We start from the raw sequence: 21,287 nt of genomic DNA, 5'->3' as shown, positions 1-21,287 counted from the left end.
AAAAACATCAATTCAAAACAATATCAGATGGCTTTTAACTGATTCGCAACTTTGCTAAGTGCGAAACTCCTGATTGGTTCTATGGCACTGCGTCTCTTGATCATAGACTTGTCCTCTTGTAACAACTTCTTCCGCGTTTTTGGGGTATATACCTTACTCTTCTCCTTTACATTGCTACCACTATACCCAAGATCAACAAATGATTTCTTTATCTTGATTCCAGTGACACTCTCTACTGCTTCAAAGCTCTGATGCAATGTATGACCATCATAAGGATTATTATGAAACGATTTTGCGGATAAAACAAAATTTCTACGACCACTTACTACTACCGCTACTTTATTGCCAAACTCATATGGCTTGTTGCGTTTTCCCTTTCCTATACACTCTACTTCAGGGGCATGAAAACTATATAATACTTTGTTATCTTCTTTATATTGCTTTTTAGCTTCTCTTTTTAAAACAGATTGGTTATGTATTTGTTTTATTTTTTGCAATACTTCTTGATTTTTGAGAGACAAGTTTAATTGCTTATTTTTGATCTCACGCTCACATACTCTAATCAAACGACCCAGTAATATTTTTAAATGCTTCATTATTTTCCAACGCTTCTTGGCTTTACTATGTTCTTTATATTTCCATAGCTTTACTATATCGCGTTTATAGGTTCTAGCGTATGTTTCATTCAAATGTATACCCAAACTGTTGCAAAGCTTTACTATGCTAAGCCTAGCTTTATCCATTAAATAAACATCGTGTGGGTGTTTGATATTCTTAATTTGTACAGTCGTATCAGCGATGATTAATTCCAAATCTTTTTTTTTAATTGTGTTAGTTTTTATCCCAACCCTGATCAACTCCGATAATATCTCATTATATCCAGCTTCACCTAATACACTACGAAACCGTCGTATACTAGTTTCCGAGATAGCTATGTCTTTTTCTATATATTCCCACCCGCAGAAATACTGCCAATACATATTCTCTTTTAGCTCTTCCTCTGATAATGAATCTGAAAAATTATACATTGCTTGTAGCATCGTTATGCCAAGCATCACTCTATGACATTTTCTATTTCTACCAAATTTCTTAATACAAACATTTTTTGATAACCACTCTTCGAGCCTAGACCAATTTATTAATTCTCTTAATTTATATAGCTTATTATTTGGGTTTAATTCTTCTTTTAATTTATAACCAAACAGTTTCCCTTGTTCTTGCGATTTGATAATGTTGTCTATTGGCATTGACTGAAATCCATAAGGTTTATGACCATATTTTATCATTTTCTTACGGGTAAATTCCAGTATTAATTAAGCCAGATTTATATTTTCTTCCCATACCTCATGGCTTTGTTGCATAAATAAGCTTTTGAATATACTGCCCCTAACCCCGCAATGCTAGCCTAGCCAACAGGCACAGAGATAGGTTTACCAATTTCAAACATTTTGTTTAATAAGTGGCATTTAATAGACATTTCTTTTGTCATATTTTGAGGCTCTGTCTCATCAATTGTGTAAATTTCGTGAACCATTAAATTCTACCATCAAATTTGATCATAAAATGAGCCATAGCTTCATTCCAATTGGGGATAGGCATAGACCATTTTTTGGTAATATAATCAATTGTCAGATATAAAACTTTAAATACTGCGTCATCATTTGGAAAGATGCGTTTATTCTTAGTAACTTTTCTCAATTGGCTATTCAGCGATTCTATCGCATTTGTAGTGTAAATAATCTTACGAATCTCCTTTGGATATTGCAAGAAAATTATCAAATTATCCCAATTATTATACCAAGATTTAGCTATATGCGGATATTGCTTACTCCATTTTTGATCAAATGACTCAAGAGCTAATTCTGCTTCTTTTTCAGTAGCAGAAGTATAGATTAGTTTCAAATCCGCTGCTAATTGCTTTCTATCTTTATATGATACATATTTGAGGCTATTCCTGATCTGATGGACAATACAAATTTGATGTTCAGTTTTCGGATATACTGATGCAATAGCATCAGACATACCAGTTAGATTATCACTACAAGCAATTAAGATATCTTTTACTCCTCGATTCTTCATTTCAGTAAAATTACCAAGCCAAAATTTAGCTCCTTCATTCTCACTTATCCATAAGCCTAAAATATCCTTTCGGCCAGATAAATCTATTCCTAAAGCTACATATACTGATTTATTAATAATAAGTTTATCTTGTCTTACTTTCACTACTAAACAGTCAAAATATACTATAGGGTATACTGATTCAAGAGGTCTACTCTGCCAAATCTTGACCTCATCTATTACTTCATCTGTAATCCTGCTGATTAGGCTCTCACTGATCTCAGCTCCATATAATTCTTGCAATTGTGTTTTAATATCAGACACACTCATACCCTTCGCATATAAGGATATTATCTTTTGGTCTAAGCCATCTATTCTTGTTTGTTTCTTTGAGACTATTATAGGTTCAAATTTACCTTGTCTGTCTCTTGGAACATTTAGCTCTATAGTACCATTCTCACTAATCAGATTCTTACTAAAACTACCATTCCTCGCATTCTCAGTTTCAGCTCTATCATACTTGCTATAACCTAAATGTTCTGACATCTCAGCATGCAGTGCTCGCTCTAAAATACCCTTGGTTAATTCCTTAATTAATCCATTCTGACTTAGTACTGTTTTTAAATCTACTCCGCCTTCTATCAGCAAATCTATTGCTTCATTTATTTTTTTATTCTTCTCTATTTGCATTTCTGTTACCTATATTTTTAATTACTTCTAATATAGGCTCAACAAAAATTTACACAATCATTGCAAAAGACTCTATTTTGATCATGTCTTGATAGAAACTTACTACCAAAAGAAGTTTTAAATCGAAAGAACGTGTTCTCTACACGCTCCCTTCTACCATAATTATTCTTTACCCTCCATGCTTGGTATCCTTTGTTTTGTTGATATATAACAGCTGCATCTCTCTCAGTTTTATCCCTAAGCGATTGAACTTTTACTGAAGAGTTTGGGGGTCTAATAACTGGTTTTATCTTCTTCTTTCTCAACAATTGATATGTAGATTCACCGTCATACCCTCGATCTCCCAGAAAATCCTTGGCTCTGACATTAGCTATTAGTAGTCCAATCTGTGATCTATCATCTATAGTATGCTCTGTGGTACTATCGGCAAGTATCATACCTTGATCTTCTATAACGATATGTAGCTTTTTCCATATGCGACGCTTATATTGCTTACCATGCTTATTTTCTAGCCATTCGTTCCCTGTGTAGGCTTGTATCCCTGTACTATCCATTGAAATACAACTAAATTCTTTATCTTGATTTCCATGTAAATACCTAAGATCTAATGACTTCATACGCTTACTTAATGTTGTATAGTCTGGACATCTAATAGATAAACCCGATATTTCAAAGAGCCAGTTTATAAAGCCTTGGGTTTGGCGTAACTTAAGACCGAATAAGCATCTGATCTTCAAACACTGTAATATAGCGTGATCACTATAGCGTCTAGGTCTTCCTCGTTTCATTTCCTCTCTGTAATCAGCATACCAGCCAATCGCCAAATCACTGGCAATCATAAAATCTATGCGACCCCTATTGCGTAAAAAATTATTATATTCTGACCAATTCGTTATTTTATATTTAGAATACTTGCGTGATTTACTAAAAGGGGCTTTCTTCCGAGATCTCATATAATCTGGATTATTTTTAATTCAGGACATCTTACCAGATTATCACCACTCTTGCTCTACAAATCTTATTTATGCAACAAAGCCGCGATATATAGGGACGATAGTGGACTAATGGTATGGACCTCCTGATATAGAGAATGAAAAGCAGTTGCTAATCTTCTAGGGTTAATATTTAACATATTAAAACAACAATTAAGGAGGTCCATATGGAGGTTACTACAATTGGTATAGATATTGCAAAAAGAATTTTTCAAATTCATGGTGTAGATAAAAATGGCAAGACAGTATTAAAGAAAAAATTGATGAGAGATCAGGTTTTGACATTTATGGCTAATTTACCACAATGTTTAGTAGGGATGGAAGCTTGTGGTGGTTCTAGTTATTGGGCAAGAGAAATAACTAAATTAGGGCATGAAGTAAAACTAATGGCACCGCAATTTGTCAAACCATATGTTAAAACTAATAAAAATGATCAAGCAGATGCTGAAGCGATATGTGAAGCCGTGACAAGACCTAATATGAGATTTGTTGCAATTAAAACTATAGAGCAACAAGAAATTTTATCAATACATAGGGTAAGAGAGAGATTGGTAAAAAATCGTACAGCACTTGCTAATGAAATTAGGGGGCTACTACATGAGTTTGGTTTTATTGTTCCTCAAGGCATTAATAAGGTTATCACAAAATTAATTGAGATTTTAGATGCAGGGAAATTAAGCCAGTTAAGTTATCAAACATTTAGTGAACTAAAAGAAGAATTCTTAGATAATAACAGAAAAATAAAAGAGATAGAAAAACGATTAACAATGATAGCAAGTAACCTAACTCAATATCAACGATTAAGAGCTATACCTGGTCTTGGTTTAATTACTGCTACTGCTTTAATAGCATCAATAGGTAATGCTACAAGTTTTGAGAATGGCAGGCAATTATCGGCATGGCTAGGATTAGTGCCAAGACAACATTCAAGTGGTGGGAAGGATAAGCTGCTGGGAATTAGCAAGCGAGGTGATGTATACTTACGCACTTTATTAATTCAAGGGGCTAGAGCTGTACTAAATGCCAAGATAAGATTTACATCGGAAGAACAGAAATCTAAAAAAGATTTTAGCCAATTTACGAAATGGATGTTTAATTTATCTGAGCGAAGTAGCCATAATAAAACGACAGTTGCCATAGCTAATAAGTTGGCAAGAGTGGTGTTTGCTGTACTAAGATCAGGAGATGATTATGTAGAGAGTAAAGTTTGTAGCTAAAGAGTGTGTAGCATAGCACTTATAAGTAAAATAAATGGTGATTTATATAATGAATAGGTAAAAGCAAAACAATATGTAAGAGATTCCAACCCGAAATATGCTTGAGATAATTAATATTGATGGTAAATAAGACAAACCTTAGCTTACAAAAAAACTGCGTTTTTCAGTGGCTCTTTTAGAAGCCGATGGACTGATAAGTATATAGTTTGTAAGCCAGCGAATTCCATCAGGGCTGTAGAATAAATTAGGTTGATTTATCAGCTATAAGCCGGATACATGACTGCATTTGTTTGTTTTTATTATTGATGTTATTTTTTTCTTGCATTCTACAGGAGGTCCATACATGAAAAATCAAGACAAAAAAATGAGTAGTATGTTTTCCTAATTTTTCGATTATCAGGCAGCAATTTGCTGATAATTTTGCATATAATTCAGATATACATTCATAGGCTTTTTATAACCAATACTTGAATGAAATCTGTGATAATTATATTTATTCAGATAATGATCAATCCCCTCTTTTAACTCTTTAACATTGTTAAAATCATTAATAAAGATACAATTATATTTTAAAGTTCTAAAAAACCTTTCTATTACTATATTATCAATACTTCTACCTTTGCCATTCATTGAAATTTGGATATCATGCTCCTTGAGAATATTTATGTGGTCATAACTGGTATATTGGCTACCTTGATCACTATTAAATATCTGTGGAGCGTTATACTTACTGAGAGCTTGTTTCAAGACATCAGTTACAAGAGATGCATCCATAGAATTTGACAGTTTATAGCTCAATATGGCCTTGCTATGCCAATCTATAATAGCTGCCATATACATAAAGCCACCATTAGTTCTAATGTAAGTAATGTCACCACTCCAAACCTCATTCACATTAGGCACATACACTTGCTTTGTTGAGCCAGATTTAGTCCAATATTGATCAAGTAAGTAGCTATAGATCTTATGCTCACTATCGTTTCGAGAAGTAGATGGTAAATTCCAGTATTAATTAAGCCAGATTTATATTTTCTTCCCATACCTCATTGGGTGTTTTATAACCGAGCACTTTTCTTGGTAAATTATTTAAAAAATCCTCAATTTCTTGTAATTGCTTTATTGTTAATTTTTTTATATCTAAAGATTTAGAGTATACTCTGTGCACCATTGAGTTAATCTTCTCTATCAATGGTTTTTGCCATGGAGAATAAGGATTGCAAAAATATACTTTTCGTTCAGATTTTGGCAATAGTTGTTCATGATTGGTAAATTCTTTGCCATTATCTAACGTTATGCTTTTGATTATATGCGACAATTGTTTAAGTTTTTTATTCATGTTACCAATCACATCTTGTGTTCTTTTTGAACGGTTTAAAGTGAGAAACACTTTTTGTGTTCTGATATCCACAAGAGCGCCTATATTACGACTTTGATTACCTTTGTTAAAAGTTAAATCACCTTCTAAATGACCTATTGCTGCTATCTTTCTATTTATCTCTGGTCTTTCAGTAATGGAAACTCGATTTGGTATTGTAATTCTTTTGTTTCTGATTCTTGTACCATGATGCAACCTATTTTTCCTTTTTCTTGCTAAAGATAAATATAATTTTTGCCTTTGTGCTATAGGAGATGTATAAATAAACTGGTATATACTCTCTGTAGAAATATTGACAGTATCTCGTGATAGTTTACGTCTACCTGAAATTATATCTGGTGAAATACCCTGTGTTAACTGCTTTATTATTTCTGCTCGTAAATTATTATCAATATCTAATTTTCTTTTTCTCTTACCTTGCCTTAAACTGCAAGCAAGTGTGTTAGCCCTATCTGGTCTATAATTATGCCTCATTCTCTTGAGTTCATAACATATAGTGCTTTTATCACGGCCAATCTTTGTCCCTATATATCGCGAGCTATAACCACTCTTATTCATTTCGTATATTTTAAATCTTTCATCTATCGTTAAATGAGCCATGATATATCTATATTTAAATGATGCTCCTCGCAGCAGAGCTACGAGGTATCTAAAAAAGTTTTAGTTGTTTCTTATGATATCACGAAGCAGAGCTTCGGGGAATTAAACCCTGAGAGATTAATTATAGAACTTTCCGATTTTTTCTTATGTGGGTAAATAGCTTCTATACCCATCATCCTCATATATTTCAGTACTCGATCTTTACCGACAATAAAACCATCTTCTAGTAACTGTTGATGAATATAGCGATAACCAAATTCAGGATTATCTGTATATATTTCATCTATTCTATTTAAAATACTTAATTTATTTATACTCATCTCCTTGGATTTATAGTAGGCTGTAGATCGACTAATCTTTAATAGTTCACACTGTCTTGATTTTGAGAGTTGATTTAGCTTGGAGTGTACAAGACTCTTTTTATTTGATAAATCCAAGCTTTTGAGCTTTCCCACGGCCCAGTCCCTCTCAACTGTGATTCTACCAAGAGCTTTAGCAAGTTCATCATTTTGCTCTTGTAAATGATTTATTTGTGCTTGATATTCACTCAAAACTTTAGCTGGTTCAAAAGCTAATGCCGCATTACCTAAAAACTGTTTTTTCCAATTTTGAATTGTTTTAACACTTATTGCATATTTTGAAGCTAACTGACCAAGTGTCGACTCCTCTTTTATTAATTCTAATACTATCCCCGTTTTTTCTGAAGCACTGAAAATTTTTACTTTATTTTTCTTCATCTTTCCTCTTAAGTTTATTGCTATTTATTCTAACTTATTGCGGAAACACACTCCTTCATTTTTTTGTCCAATTTTTTCAGTCCATTATACCAGATAGGGCTAACACACTTGCTTGCAGTTTAAGGCAAGGTAAGAGAAAAAGAAAATTAGATATTGATAATAATTTACGAGCAGAAATAATAAAGCAGTTAACACAGGGTATTTCACCAGATATAATTTCAGGTAGACGTAAACTATCACGAGATACTGTCAATATTTCTACAGAGAGTATATACCAGTTTATTTATACATCTCCTATAGCACAAAGGCAAAAATTATATTTATCTTTAGCAAGAAAAAGGAAAAATAGGTTGCATCATGGTACAAGAATCAGAAACAAAAGAATTACAATACCAAATCGAGTTTCCATTACTGAAAGACCAGAGATAAATAGAAAGATAGCAGCAATAGGTCATTTAGAAGGTGATTTAACTTTTAACAAAGGTAATCAAAGTCGTAATATAGGCGCTCTTGTGGATATCAGAACACAAAAAGTGTTTCTCACTTTAAACCGTTCAAAAAGAACACAAGATGTGATTGGTAACATGAATAAAAAACTTAAACAATTGTCGCATATAATCAAAAGCATAACGTTAGATAATGGCAAAGAATTTACCAATCATGAACAACTATTGCCAAAATCTGAACGAAAAGTATATTTTTGCAATCCTTATTCTCCATGGCAAAAACCATTGATAGAGAAGATTAACTCAATGGTGCACAGAGTATACTCTAAATCTTTAGATATAAAAAAATTAACAATAAAGCAATTACAAGAAATTGAGGATTTTTTAAATAATTTACCAAGAAAAGTGCTCGGTTATAAAACACCCAATGAGGTATGGGAAGAAAATATAAATCTGGCTTAATTAATACTGGAATTTACCAATAACTCTTCTACAAAGCTTTAAAGCAGAAGAGTATTGTTTATTAAATAATATATAATATAATAACAAATTAAATAAGCTACATTTACTTGAGAAAATCATGACGCCAAAAACACCTCTTTTAGATTCCGGTCGGTTAAACTGTCAAATACCAAACCATAAAGCTAAAATTTTAGAACTTAGCAAAAAACAGGAGTTAAACTCTTTATATGTCGAATTTATTGAAAAATTTTTGAGTTATATTCCTATTGATTATGATTTTGAGAATAAACAAAAACTATTTTTTGATTTTGCCGATGAAGCTTTTAACTTTTTTAAGTATAGAGAAAAAGGCGAGAGAAAAATATCAATAACAAATACTGTTATTGAAAACGATTCAGCAATAAATGTGTTAATATTGCTTGATAATAAACCTCATATTGTTGATTTTATCGTATGTCTTCTTAAGAATAAGGCACTGCAAACTAAATTTTTGCTGCATCCAGTAATAAAATGTACTCGTGATAGTAAAGGCAACCTAAAAAAAATACTAGAAAATTCAGCCGCAGAAAAAAAATCAGAATCTATATTACATTTAACAATCCTCGGAAATTTTGATGATAGTGCAGCTAATTTACTAACAAAAGCTATAAATGATAGGCTAGATGAGCTTGAGGAAAGCCATAATGCCTTGCCAAATATGCAGGCAAAGCTCCAAGATTTATCTAAAAATATAATCGATAATGAGAAACTGAATTCCGTAGAGGCTAAAGAATTTTTAAGTTGGTTACAAAATGATAATTTAATTTTATTAGGTACTATTGATTTTGAAGTAAATTCTACAAAATTAAGTAACAAGATTGGGACAACAAAAATATGGCAAGAAGTAAAAGATGAAATTGAAGATATTGTAAAATGTTCTGCTAGCCCATTATATCAAAACCAGCTAATAATACTTGGTAAGATAAATAGTGCCTCGCTTATTCATACGGATAATTTAATTGATTATATTTTAGTAAAGAAAATTGACTCTTCTGGTGAATATATTTCAGGAAGTATAATTTTTGGTATATATAACTCAAATATGTATTACCATTCAATAAGTAATATCCCAATTCTTAGGCAGAAATTTAACTTCGTAATAGGGAAAGCTGGTTTTGCACTGTCTGGTTATAATGCTGATAAGTTAAAAATTTTAATGGAGTCCTTACCTCGTGAGGCTTTAATTCAAATTGATCAAGGTGATTTATATTGCATGTGTTTGCACATGCTTTCTAGTACGATGAGTAAGAAGCTTAAATTATTCATTCAATATGATTGGTCGAGTTCTTTTCTAAATATTATAATTTTCTTACCTAGAGAGCGTCTAACTTCTGAAATACATAACATGATAGATTGTTATTTAGCTGAGAAATTCGGCAGTAAAATCCTATCTAACTATATAACTGAAGTAGTAGGCAGCTTTTCTTATCTTTTTGTCACCCTTGAAGCACAAGATAAACATAAAATAAATTTTGAAGCGGAAAAAATTCAGCAAGATTTAGATCGTATTTCTAGATGTTGGAGCGAAGATTTTTATTTGAAACTTTCTAAAAAATTTGGTGAATATCAAGCAGGAATTAATTTTAAATTATTTGATAATATTTTTCCTGCTGATTATAGGCAAAAATTTTCTCCTGAAATAGCTTTAACAGATATTGAATATTTAACTGAAGCAAGTAGGAATCAAAGACGCATGTTTAATTTGATTGCTACAGGTGAATCAGAATTTTATCTAAAAATATATAGTCCAGGAGTTAGTCTTGCTCTTTCTAATATATTGCCACCAATAGAAAATTTAGGATTTAGTGCAATTGACGAGCAAAGCTTTGTAATTAAAGAAGTCGGTGAGATTAAAGAAAGCTGGATATATAATTTTATTTTAACTTCTGTAGTACCGGTAAAAGATAATGTTCATGAGCTAAAAATAAATGTTGAAGAAGCCTTAGATAAAATGGTTCTTGGCATGCTTGCTAATGACTCTTTAAGTAAATTAATAGTACTTGCCGGTTTTAACTGGAAGCAAGTTAAACTAGTCAAAGCTCTAACAAGATATTTACATCAAACAGGCTTTAGTTATGGCAAGGGTTATATGCAATTGACACTTCTTAAACATCCTGAATATACGAAAAAATTAGTAAATCTATTTGATATAAAATTTAATCCTAAACATCTCGATCATGATTTCAAGGACATCAAAAAACAATTAAATGATTATTTATTAAAAGTTGAAGTAAGTAGTCAGGATAAAGTACTGCGTAGTATGCTTGGTGTTCTTGAGGCTGTTACTAGAACAAATTACTATCAACCTAACAAACATTATTTTTCATTTAAGTTCGATTCCTCTAAAGTCCCCCATTTACCTCAGCCAATCCCATTTGCTGAAATATTTGTTTATTCAAGAAGTTGTGAAGGAGTGCATTTAAGAGGTGGTCCCGTATCACGCGGGGGGCTTAGATGGTCAGATAGAGCAGAAGATTATAGATATGAAGTACTTGGGCTTATGAAAGCACAAATGACTAAAAATTCTGTTATAGTACCTGTTGGTTCTAAGGGCGGTTTTTATCTTCATTTTACTGATGAGGGAATGAGTCGTGATGAATATATGGCAAAGGTCGTTGAGTGTTATAAGAATTTCCTTAGAGGGTTACTGGATATAACCGATAACATAGTTGATGGCAAAGTAGTACACCCTCAAGATATCATTATTTATGATAAGGAAGATCCATATCTTGTAGTTGCTGCCGATAAAGGAACAGCTTCATTTTCAGATTATGCTAATAGCGTTTCCAGAGAATATAATTATTGGCTTGATGACGCTTTTGCTTCAGGTGGTTCTGCTGGTTATGACCATAAGAAAATGGCTATTACCTCTAAAGGTGCTTGGATTTCTGTAACTAATCATTTCAAGACTTTAGGTATAGATGTACAGAAAGACCCTATCACTGTGACAGGGATAGGCGATATGTCAGGTGACGTATTCGGTAATGGAATGCTTCGTTCAAAAGCTATTAAGCTGATTGCTGCTTTTAACCATAAGCACATATTTATTGATCCTGAACCTGATCCTTTAACAAGCTTTAATGAGCGTTTACGTCTATTTAATTTAAAAGGTTCTAACTGGTCTGATTATGATAGTAAGCTGATTTCTAAAGGTGGCGGAATATTTGAGCGTAGTAGTAAATCAGTAAAATTATCGCCAGAAATTAAAAAATTACTTGATGTAAATGATAGTGAAATATCACCTGAAGAGCTAATTAAAGCTATTTTAAAAGCTGAAGTTGATTTGCTATGGAATGGTGGAATAGGCACTTATATTAAAGCAAAAACAGAGAATCATCTAGAGATCGGCGATAAAGCGAATGATAATTTAAGATGTAATGGTGAAGAAATTAGAGCAAAAGTTATTGCGGAAGGCGGAAATGTCGGTGTATCGCAACGAGGCAGAGTTGAGTATGCTAAAAAAGGCGGACGCATCAATACCGATTTTATTGATAATTCAGCAGGTGTTGATTGTTCTGACCATGAAGTAAATATTAAAGTTGCTTTTAGTAATTCTGTTGCTTCCGGTAAGGTTACTTTAGATGAGCGTAACAAGCTGTTAATTGATATGGCAAAGCAAGTTGAAGAATTGGTTTTAGAGGATAATTATAAGCAAACCGAAGCAATAACGATTATGCAGTTATCGCCTACCTTAACAGTCAGTATATTCAGTCAGTTTATAGATATTTTAGAAGAAGAAAAAATATTAGTACGTGAGAATGAATTTTTACCAACTTCCGAAGAATTAAATAGAAGAGCTATAAACGGGGAAGTATTAACCCGTCCTGAACTTTGCTTATTACTTTCATATAGTAAAAGATCGGCTTCTCATGAATTACGTAACTCAACCTTTTCTCATGATAAATATTTTGATTCTTATCTTGTAAATTATTTTCCTAAAATAATGCAAGAGAAGTTTCGGGGGGAAATTTTATCTCATCCTCTTAAGCATGAAATTATTAAAACTGTTGTAATAAATAAAATAGTTAATCAGCTTGGTGGACCACTTATTAGCATAACAAAACGTGAAACTGGTGCTCCTCTTTGCGACATAATAAGATCATATACTATTATTTGTGAAATTTTTGAACTTGATGATATATGGGAAAAGGTAAGCAATCTAGCTACTAATATCGATTATAACATTAAGGTTGATATGTTTACTGAGATAACAAAATTAATGCGTCGTGGTATTTCTTGGGTTATCAAGAATTTAAAACATCCAATTAATATTAGTAAAACCATAGAAGAGTTTAAAAAACCTGCACAGAATCTAAGAGAAGTAGTAGGTAATTTACTAGCCGGAGAAGCAAAAATAAAGTTTGAAGAAAAGTTAAACTATTATGTGAGTAACGGAATAGACAAATCATTTGCTAAAGATATTCTTACCTTTGATAGTTTGATTTCGGTATTTGATATAATACATGTAACGAAACAAGTATCAGGTAATGATGCAGAAATGACAAAAGCTTATTTTACAATCGGTAATATGTTTAGTTTAGACTGGTTACGTAAAACTTGTGATAGACAATTAAACGATTCATATTGGCGTCGTTTGGGTCTACAATCCTTAAAAGATGACTTATATGACAAACAACGTAGATTATTAATAAAAATTATTAATAAATCTCAAACAACTATTGATTTAGATTTATGGATTGATAATAATAAAAGTTTAGTTAAGAATTTTCTTGATTTTATTAAAGAAATTAAATCTCAGGAAGTTATAGACTTAAATGTAATAATTTTAGTAAATAAAAAATTCGAAATATTTTTACAAAAACTTGAATAATTATGCCATCAATGCTTAAGCAGACCAGATTAGATTTGGGTGAAACCTTAAACCAAGTATCTCTAGATTTGAAAATTAGAAAAAAATGAAGGAGTGTGTTTCCGCAATAAGTTAGAACAAATAGCAATAAACTTAAGAGGAAAGATGAAGAAAAATAAAGTAAAAATTTTCAGTGCTTCAGAAAAAACGGGGATAGTATTAGAATTAATCTCTCAGGGTTTAATTCCCCGAAGCTCTGCTTCGTGATATACTACTTGAATGGAAGAAAGCAGTTATATACATAAGAGTCATAATGTCACAGTACTAATATATCATTTAGTAACGCCGGCAAAGTATAGAAGAGTAATATTCAATCAAGAACTAGATGATTATTTGTGTAAAATTTGTGAGCACATAGAAGATCGTTATGAAATTAGATTTTTAGAAATAGGAGTAGATAAAGATCACGTACATTTTTTATTACAGTCAATACCAATGTATAGCCCAACAAAAATAACTCAAATCATAAAAAGTATTACTTCTAAGAAAATGTTTAAGAAATATCCAAATCTTAAAGAAAAATTATGGGGAAGTGAGTTTTGGAGTAAAGGATATTTTATGAGCACAGTAGATAAACATGGTGATGAGCAGAAATTACGTAGTCCGTCCGCCAAAACTCTACAAGCCTTATAGATAATATGGTTTTAAGACAAGAAGTAATACAACAATCCGTAAGAAAATGATAAAATATGGTCATAAACCTTATGGATTTCAGTCAATGCCAATAGACAACATTATCAAATCGCAAGAACAAGGGAAACTGTTTGGTTATAAATTAAAAGAAGAATTAAACCCAAATAATAAGCTATATAAATTAAGAGAATTAATAAATTGGTCTAGGCTCGAAGAGTGGTTATCAAAAAATGTTTGTATTAAGAAATTTGGTAGAAATAGAAAATGTCATAGAGTGATGCTTGGCATAACGATGCTACAAGCAATGTATAATTTTTCAGATTCATTATCAGAGGAAGAGCTAAAAGAGAATATGTATTGGCAGTATTTCTGCGGGTGGGAATATATAGAAAAAGACATAGCTATCTCGGAAACTAGTATACGACGGTTTCGTAGTGTATTAGGTGAAGCTGGATATAATGAGATATTATCGGAGTTGATCAGGGTTGGGATAAAAACTAACACAATTAAAAAAAAAGATTTGGAATTAATCATCGCTGATACGACTGTACAAATTAAGAATATCAAACACCCACACGATGTTTATTTAATGGATAAAGCTAGGCTTAGCATAGTAAAGCTTTGCAACAGTTTGGGTATACATTTGAATGAAACATACGCTAGAACCTATAAACGCGATATAGTAAAGCTATGGAAATATAAAGAACATAGTAAAGCCAAGAAGCGTTGGAAAATAATGAAGCATTTAAAAATATTACTGGGTCGTTTGATTAGAGTATGTGAGCGTGAGATCAAAAATAAGCAATTAAACTTGTCTCTCAAAAATCAAGAAGTATTGCAAAAAATAAAACAAATACATAACCAATCTGTTTTAAAAAGAGAAGCTAAAAAGCAATATAAAGAAGATAACAAAGTATTATATAGTTTTCATGCCCCTGAAGTAGAGTGTATAGGAAAGGGAAAACGCAACAAGCCATATGAGTTTGGCAATAAAGTAGCGGTAGTAGTAAGTGGTCGTAGAAATTTTGTTTTATCCGCAAAATCGTTTCATAATAATCCTTATGATGGTCATACATTGCATCAGAGCTTTGAAGCAGTAGAGAGTGTCACTGGAATCAAGATAAAGAAATCATTTGTTGATCTTGGGTATAGTGGTAGCAATGTAAAGGAGAAGAGTAAGGTATATACCCCAAAAACGCGGAAGAAGTTGTTACAAGAGGACAAGTCTATGATCAAGAGACGCAGTGCCATAGAACCAATAATGGGTCACTTAAAGCAATATGGTCGGATGGGTAGAAACTTCTTGAAAGGTATGATAGGAGATATTATCAATCCAATAATCTCTGCTATTGGTTTGAATTTACGATGCATTGCAAATCATTTACAAATCGTGTCTAACTCCACATAAATCAAAAATATCATCATGCAAAAACTAGATGAACGATAAAAAATCGTTAACAATAGCTCCATATCAAAATTAGACCAACACAGAAATGTATCAGTAAAAATTAACATAACTTATTAATTTTTATTGAAAATCTTAGCAATTTGTTGTCAAAACTCTATCCCATTACAAATGATCAGGATTTGAAGTGTTTTTGGCGGATAGACTACGTAGGCTCTGTCTCATCAATTGTGTAAATTTCGTGAACCATTAAATTCTACCATCAAATTTGATCATAAAATGAGCCATAGCTTCATTCCAATTGGGGATAGGCATAGACCATTTTTTGGTAATATAATCAATTGTCAGATATAAAACCTTAAATACTGCGTCATCATTTGGAAAGATGCGTTTATTCTTAGTAACTTTTCTCAATTGGCTATTCAGCGATTCTATCGCATTTGTAGTGTAAATAATCTTACGAATCTCCTTTGGATATTGCAAGAAAATTATCAAATTATCCCAATTATTATACCAAGATTTAGCTATATGCGGATATTGCTTACTCCATTTTTGATCAAATGACTCAAGAGCTAATTCTGCTTCTTTTTCAGTAGCAGAAGTATAGATTAGTTTCAAATCCGCTGCTAATTGCTTTCTATCTTTATAACCTGAATTCTGGATTAATCTAGGTTTGGAAGTAAGTATTTACAAAGGATAGAAGACACTCTATATAATTTTTAGCAAAAAAACAAGAGTATCCCCATGAAGAAAGATATTACTGCATTATTTTGTTTTGTCGATGATTTTTGTAAAATTAGCGAGCAGTGGATTAATCTCTCAGGGTTTAATTCCCCGAAGCTCTGCTTCGTGATATCATAAGAAACAACTAAAACTTTTTTAGATACCTCGTAGCTCTGCTGCGAGGAGCATCATTTTTGAATCAGTATTTAATATACTAAAAAATAGAATGAACCTAGAGCATACAAGGCATAGATCTCCTGTTAATTTCTTGGTGCATATTCTAGCTTGTGTTACTTCTTATGCTATCACTAAATCTCGTATAAAACTTGATGCTTTAGCTCCAGAACAACTTCTCTTATCCTAAATTGGCGTTAAGAATTTTAAATAAAAAATTATGTTAAATAATATTAGAAAAACTGCCGATAGTTTTATAATGCGGGTTTTATTCGCAATGATCGTTTTTGCCTTTGTTGGCTTTGGCATTAAAGATGTATTACATGGAAGAGGAGGTGGTGGCGATATCGTAACTTTTTCTCATGCGAAAAACATATCGCAAGAAGATTTCCTGCGGGCAAAATCTTTAGAAATTAACGCTATATCTAAACAAGTAGGAGTGAGCCTAACGGAAGAAGAAATAGCACAATTAAATATAGATAATAGAATCTTAAAAAGGCTTGTTTTTGAGAATATCTTAGATTATCTAGTTAGCTATTATGATTTTGATATAAGTGATGATACTGTAAAAAATTTAGTAAAAGAATCACCAGTTTTTAAAAATGATCAAGGAATTTTCGATATAAAACTTTTTAAAACTTATTTTAGAAATTCTTATACAGATGAAGAAAAATATTTAGTACATTTTAAAGAAAAAGCCTTAAAAAATATTTTTGCTGGTACTTTTTTAGATAGCTTTTATGTTCCGAAAGCCATGACTGATAATATAGTAAATTATATGGCTGAAAAAAGAGAAGTAGAATTAGTACAAATGAATCTACAAAACAAGCCAAAAGATTTACAAATCCCAGTTCCTTCTGATCAAGAATTAAAGGATTTTTATCAAAATAACAAATCTTCATTTGAAATACCAGAGAAGCGTAGCTTTTCATATATAAAAGTTACTACTGAAAACTTACAAAAGAAAATCCAAGTTACTAAAGAAGAATTATTAGAATTTTATAATGAGAATAAAGAGGAATTGGGAGAACAAAGTTTTGAGGATGTACAAAAGCAATTATATGAACAAATAGAATCTCAAAAAATTGATATACTCAATATGGAGCTTGCTAAAAACTTAGAAGATGATGTTGCAGCTGGTTCTAGCTTAGTTGAAATCGCAGAAAAATATGAGCTGCCTATTAACAATATCAATAATATAAGCTATGCCGATTTGATCGAAGACAAAATAATTGCCGAAAATGCCGATAGTATTTTTGAGCTTAGTGAGGGAGAATTATCTTATCCGATTGAGGCAGAAGATAAAAGCTATCTAGTACTTGTTGAATTAAAATCTATAAATCCAGCAAAAATACCTGAATTTGATAGTATTAAAGAACAGATAAATAGCACTTGGATCAAGCAATATCTTGCCGATCTGAATATAAAAATTATGAAAGATTTAGCAAAAGAAGATAATTTTGATACAGAAGATAAAGCATCAAATGCTAAAATACGTAACAAAACTTATATAAGATCAGAAATGGAAAATGATCAGATGCTAACTCCTGAAATATTATTATCCATTTTTAACACTAAAATAGGTGCTAATACTCCTGTATTTCAAGTAGGTGATGACTTATATTTTGCCCATATTAAATCTACAAATATAGATGAGCAGGTGGCTAAAAATATTAGAACTAACTCAGAAAAAAATATAGTACACACTATTAAAAATTCTATAATTGATGAATTGATTAACTATACGATCAAGCAAAATGATATGAAAGTGAAGACATAACTCGCTTCTAAAGGTAATTTGGACGTCAAGAAGGTAACTTCGTATCCTCACGTACTTTTGGTACTGCGTGCCGTGTTTCCTACAAATTCCTCTTTATTAGCTTCGCTATGTAAGAACCCCTTATTTACTTATGAATAAAATATGAGCTTTAGAGATTTACCCGAGTTTTTGAAATTGTTAGAAAAAAACGTTGAATTAAAGCGTATTTCTGTTGAAGTTAAAACCGATCTAGAAATTACTGAAATCAGCAGAAGAGCATTGGAGCAAAATGGTCCTGCTTTACTTTTTGAGAATGTTATAAAATCTGACGGCAGTAAATCTACAATACCTGTTTTAACCAACCTTTATGCTAGTATCAATCGTATTTATATGGGGCTTAAGCTTCAGAATATTCAGGAATTAAGAGAGCTAGGAGTTTTACTTGCATTTCTTAAACAACCGCAACCACCATCATCTTTTAAAGAAACATTATCGATGTTACCGCTAGCAAAGCGTATCTTTGCTATGTCGCCTAAAACAGTTTCAAAAGCCGCTTGCCATGAGATTATTATCGACAAGCCTGACCTTAATATATTACCAATCCAAAAATGTTGGTCTCTTGATGTTTCACCTTTAATTACTTGGCCTATAGTTGTAACTAAAGGACCAACCGATGAAAAGGTTGATAATTATAATCTCGGCATATATAGAATGCAGGTTATTTCGGAAAATAAATTATTGATGCGATGGCTTAAGCTGCGGGGTGGTGCAGAGCATCATAAACGTTGGAAAGGAGTAAAAAGAGAGCCTTTTCCAGCTGCTATCGTTATTGGGGCAAATCCGGCAGTAACTATGGCAGCAGTAATGCCGATACCGGAAAATATTTCGGAATATAATTTTGCTGGATTACTTGGTAATGAAAAAATAGAATTGGTAAAGTGTAAAACCATTGATTTAAAAGTTCCAGCACATAGCGAAATAGTGCTTGAGGGGTATGTTAGTCTAGATGAGTATTTACCCGAAGGTCCTTTTGGCGACCATACCGGATATTACAATGATGTTGAAGAATTCCCAGTATTTACTGTAACAGCAATAACGATGAAAAAAAATCCTGTATATTTGAGTACTTATACAGGCAAACCGCCAGATGAGCCATCAATACTTGGTGAAGCATTAAATGAGATTTTTATCCCTCTTATTCAGCAACAATATCCAGAAATTGTTGATTTTTGGCTGCCCCCTGAAGGTTGTTCATATAGGGTGGCGGTAGTATCAATTGGAAAGTTCTATAATTAATTAAGCCAGATATAATCAATTTTTAATCTCTCAGGGTTTAATTCCCCGAAGCTCTGCTGCGTGATATCATAAGAAACAACTAAAACTTTTTTAGATACCTCGTAGCTCTGCTGCGAGGAGCATCATTTAAATATAGATATATCATGGCTCATTTAACGATAGATGAAAGATTTAAAATATACGAAATGAATAAGAGTGGTTATAGCTCGCGATATATAGTCCGTCCGCCAAAACTCTACAAGCCTTATAGATAATATGGTTTTAAGACAAGAAGTAATACAACAATCCGTAAGAAAATGATAAAATATGGTCATAAACCTTATGGATTTCAGTCAATGCCAATAGACAACATTATCAAATCGCAAGAACAAGGGAAACTGTTTGGTTATAAATTAAAAGAAGAATTAAACCCAAATAATAAGCTATATAAATTAAGAGAATTAATAAATTGGTCTAGGCTCGAAGAGTGGTTATCAAAAAATGTTTGTATTAAGAAATTTGGTAGAAATAGAAAATGTCATAGAGTGATGCTTGGCATAACGATGCTACAAGCAATGTATAATTTTTCAGATTCATTATCAGAGGAAGAGCTAAAAGAGAATATGTATTGGCAGTATTTCTGCGGGTGGGAATATATAGAAAAAGACATAGCTATCTCGGAAACTAGTATACGACGGTTTCGTAGTGTATTAGGTGAAGCTGGATATAATGAGATATTATCGGAGTTGATCAGGGTTGGGATAAAAACTAACACAATTAAAAAAAAAGATTTGGAATTAATCATCGCTGATACGACTGTACAAATTAAGAATATCAAACACCCACACGATGTTTATTTAATGGATAAAGCTAGGCTTAGCATAGTAAAGCTTTGCAACAGTTTGGGTATACATTTGAATGAAACATACGCTAGAACCTATAAACGCGATATAGTAAAGCTATGGAAATATAAAGAACATAGTAAAGCCAAGAAGCGTTGGAAAATAATGAAGCATTTAAAAATATTACTGGGTCGTTTGATTAGAGTATGTGAGCGTGAGATCAAAAATAAGCAATTAAACTTGTCTCTCAAAAATCAAGAAGTATTGCAAAAAATAAAACAAATACATAACCAATCTGTTTTAAAAAGAGAAGCTAAAAAGCAATATAAAGAAGATAACAAAGTATTATATAGTTTTCATGCCCCTGAAGTAGAGTGTATAGGAAAGGGAAAACGCAACAAGCCATATGAGTTTGGCAATAAAGTAGCGGTAGTAGTAAGTGGTCGTAGAAATTTTGTTTTATCCGCAAAATCGTTTCATAATAATCCTTATGATGGTCATACATTGCATCAGAGCTTTGAAGCAGTAGAGAGTGTCACTGGAATCAAGATAAAGAAATCATTTGTTGATCTTGGGTATAGTGGTAGCAATGTAAAGGAGAAGAGTAAGGTATATACCCCAAAAACGCGGAAGAAGTTGTTACAAGAGGACAAGTCTATGATCAAGAGACGCAGTGCCATAGAACCAATAATAGGTCACTTAAAGCAATATGGTCGGATGGGTAGAAACTTCTTGAAAGGTATGATAGGAGATATTATCAATCCAATAATCTCTGCTATTGGTTTGAATTTACGATGCATTGCAAATCATTTACAAATCGTGTCTAACTCCACATAAATCAAAAATATCATCATGCAAAAACTAGATGAACGATAAAAAATCGTTAACAATAGCTCCATATCAAAATTAGACCAACACAGAAATGTATCAGTAAAAATTAACATAACTTATTAATTTTTATTGAAAATCTTAGCAATTTGTTGTCAAAAC

At 32.0% G+C, this 21,287-nt stretch carries 11 protein-coding genes and 7 pseudogenes; 10 read left to right on the top strand and 8 right to left on the bottom strand.

Annotated features, from left to right (window positions below; all coding sequences use genetic code 11):
* Positions 1-23: 23 nt before the first annotated feature.
* The 4 genes from AAHI98_RS06255 to AAHI98_RS06240 all read right to left on the bottom strand — a co-directional run bounded on the left by AAHI98_RS06255 (position 24) and on the right by AAHI98_RS06240 (position 3,701).
* Positions 24-1,286 carry an IS5 family transposase gene (locus tag AAHI98_RS06255; protein ID WP_342225347.1) on the bottom strand — a complete coding sequence of 421 codons (1,263 nt, stop codon included), beginning with the start codon at positions 1,284-1,286 and terminating at the stop codon, positions 24-26.
* Between the two features lie 119 nt (positions 1,287-1,405).
* Positions 1,406-1,534, bottom strand: coding sequence for a hypothetical protein (locus AAHI98_RS06250; protein ID WP_342224698.1), 129 nt, complete (start codon positions 1,532-1,534; stop codon positions 1,406-1,408).
* Positions 1,534-2,748 (bottom strand): IS256 family transposase, encoded by a 1,215-nt coding sequence (locus tag AAHI98_RS06245; RefSeq protein ID WP_342224662.1) that lies wholly within the window; start codon positions 2,746-2,748, stop codon positions 1,534-1,536. Before AAHI98_RS06245 ends, AAHI98_RS06250 begins: the two co-directional genes overlap by 1 nt.
* Before the next feature lie 38 nt (positions 2,749-2,786).
* Positions 2,787-3,701 (bottom strand): IS5 family transposase, encoded by a 915-nt coding sequence (locus tag AAHI98_RS06240; RefSeq protein ID WP_342225346.1) that lies wholly within the window; start codon positions 3,699-3,701, stop codon positions 2,787-2,789.
* 206 nt (positions 3,702-3,907) lie between these two features.
* Here AAHI98_RS06240 and AAHI98_RS06235 point away from each other — a divergent pair, with 206 nt between their 5' ends.
* Positions 3,908-4,957, top strand: a complete 1,050-nt coding sequence (locus tag AAHI98_RS06235) for an IS110 family RNA-guided transposase (RefSeq protein ID WP_342224642.1) — start codon at positions 3,908-3,910, stop codon at positions 4,955-4,957.
* 396 nt (positions 4,958-5,353) lie between these two features.
* On the opposite strand, the pseudogene AAHI98_RS06230 reads toward AAHI98_RS06235, so the two are convergent.
* From AAHI98_RS06230 to AAHI98_RS06220, 3 genes and pseudogenes are all read right to left on the bottom strand, one after another.
* A pseudogene (locus tag AAHI98_RS06230) lies at positions 5,354-5,947 on the bottom strand (IS3 family transposase); the annotation flags it as partial.
* Positions 5,948-5,969: 22 nt separating this feature from the next.
* Entirely contained in the window at positions 5,970-6,932 is a 963-nt protein-coding gene (locus AAHI98_RS06225; protein ID WP_342224646.1) for an IS30 family transposase, read from the bottom strand.
* A gap of 71 nt (positions 6,933-7,003) precedes the next feature.
* On the bottom strand, positions 7,004-7,669 hold the full coding sequence (locus tag AAHI98_RS06220) for an IS3 family transposase (protein ID WP_342225345.1): 666 nt from the start codon (positions 7,667-7,669) through the stop codon (positions 7,004-7,006).
* 89 nt (positions 7,670-7,758) lie between these two features.
* Between AAHI98_RS06220 and AAHI98_RS06215 the strand changes: the two are divergent.
* From AAHI98_RS06215 to AAHI98_RS06195, 5 genes and pseudogenes are all read left to right on the top strand, one after another.
* Positions 7,759-8,577, top strand: a pseudogene (locus tag AAHI98_RS06215) (IS30 family transposase); the annotation flags it as partial.
* Positions 8,578-8,695: 118 nt separating this feature from the next.
* The gene (locus tag AAHI98_RS06210) at positions 8,696-13,447 is read left to right on the top strand and encodes an NAD-glutamate dehydrogenase (protein WP_342225343.1); all 4,752 of its coding nucleotides are present in this window, start codon (positions 8,696-8,698) and stop codon (positions 13,445-13,447) included.
* Positions 13,448-13,449: 2 nt separating this feature from the next.
* Positions 13,450-13,533: pseudogene (locus tag AAHI98_RS06205) on the top strand (helix-turn-helix domain-containing protein); the annotation flags it as partial.
* A gap of 172 nt (positions 13,534-13,705) precedes the next feature.
* Positions 13,706-14,083 (top strand): annotated as a pseudogene (gene tnpA, locus AAHI98_RS06200) (IS200/IS605 family transposase); the annotation flags it as partial.
* An 82-nt stretch (positions 14,084-14,165) separates the two neighbouring features.
* Positions 14,166-15,527 (top strand): IS5 family transposase, encoded by a 1,362-nt coding sequence (locus tag AAHI98_RS06195; protein WP_342225342.1) that lies wholly within the window; start codon positions 14,166-14,168, stop codon positions 15,525-15,527.
* 246 nt (positions 15,528-15,773) lie between these two features.
* Here the strand turns inward: AAHI98_RS06195 and AAHI98_RS06190 are convergent.
* Positions 15,774-16,172, bottom strand: a pseudogene (locus AAHI98_RS06190) (transposase); the annotation flags it as partial.
* Between the two features lie 256 nt (positions 16,173-16,428).
* Here AAHI98_RS06190 and AAHI98_RS18550 point away from each other — a divergent pair.
* The 4 genes and pseudogenes from AAHI98_RS18550 to AAHI98_RS06175 form a co-directional block, all read left to right on the top strand.
* Positions 16,429-16,611, top strand: a pseudogene (locus AAHI98_RS18550) (IS982 family transposase); the annotation flags it as partial.
* Positions 16,612-16,641: 30 nt separating this feature from the next.
* Positions 16,642-18,201, top strand: a complete 1,560-nt coding sequence (locus AAHI98_RS06185; RefSeq protein ID WP_342225251.1) for a SurA N-terminal domain-containing protein — start codon at positions 16,642-16,644, stop codon at positions 18,199-18,201.
* A gap of 141 nt (positions 18,202-18,342) precedes the next feature.
* A pseudogene (locus AAHI98_RS06180) lies at positions 18,343-19,470 on the top strand (UbiD family decarboxylase); the annotation flags it as partial.
* A gap of 302 nt (positions 19,471-19,772) precedes the next feature.
* On the top strand, positions 19,773-21,134 hold the full coding sequence (locus AAHI98_RS06175; RefSeq protein ID WP_342224717.1) for an IS5 family transposase: 1,362 nt from the start codon (positions 19,773-19,775) through the stop codon (positions 21,132-21,134).
* Positions 21,135-21,287 lie beyond the last annotated feature (153 nt).

The organism is Rickettsia endosymbiont of Urophora cardui, from assembly GCF_964030725.1.
In the GTDB taxonomy this organism is placed as follows: Bacteria; Pseudomonadota; Alphaproteobacteria; order Rickettsiales; family Rickettsiaceae; genus Rickettsia.
Note: the sequence above shows the minus strand (reverse complement) of the source record. Positions and strands in the feature narration are given on the sequence as shown.

Excerpts from the sequence above, each read along its gene's own strand:
- AAHI98_RS06255 (WP_342225347.1), bottom strand. The coding sequence starts at position 1,286 with ATGATAAAATATGGTCATAAACCTTATGGATTTCAGTCAATGCCAATA.
- AAHI98_RS06250 (WP_342224698.1), bottom strand. The coding sequence starts at position 1,534 with ATGGTTCACGAAATTTACACAATTGATGAGACAGAGCCTCAAAATATG.
- AAHI98_RS06245 (WP_342224662.1), bottom strand. The coding sequence starts at position 2,748 with ATGCAAATAGAGAAGAATAAAAAAATAAATGAAGCAATAGATTTGCTG.
- AAHI98_RS06240 (WP_342225346.1), bottom strand. The coding sequence starts at position 3,701 with ATGAGATCTCGGAAGAAAGCCCCTTTTAGTAAATCACGCAAGTATTCT.
- AAHI98_RS06235 (WP_342224642.1), top strand. The coding sequence starts at position 3,908 with ATGGAGGTTACTACAATTGGTATAGATATTGCAAAAAGAATTTTTCAA.
- AAHI98_RS06225 (WP_342224646.1), bottom strand. The coding sequence starts at position 6,932 with ATGGCTCATTTAACGATAGATGAAAGATTTAAAATATACGAAATGAAT.
- AAHI98_RS06220 (WP_342225345.1), bottom strand. The coding sequence starts at position 7,669 with ATGAAGAAAAATAAAGTAAAAATTTTCAGTGCTTCAGAAAAAACGGGG.
- AAHI98_RS06210 (WP_342225343.1), top strand. The coding sequence starts at position 8,696 with ATGACGCCAAAAACACCTCTTTTAGATTCCGGTCGGTTAAACTGTCAA.
- AAHI98_RS06195 (WP_342225342.1), top strand. The coding sequence starts at position 14,166 with ATGATAAAATATGGTCATAAACCTTATGGATTTCAGTCAATGCCAATA.
- AAHI98_RS06185 (WP_342225251.1), top strand. The coding sequence starts at position 16,642 with ATGTTAAATAATATTAGAAAAACTGCCGATAGTTTTATAATGCGGGTT.
- AAHI98_RS06175 (WP_342224717.1), top strand. The coding sequence starts at position 19,773 with ATGATAAAATATGGTCATAAACCTTATGGATTTCAGTCAATGCCAATA.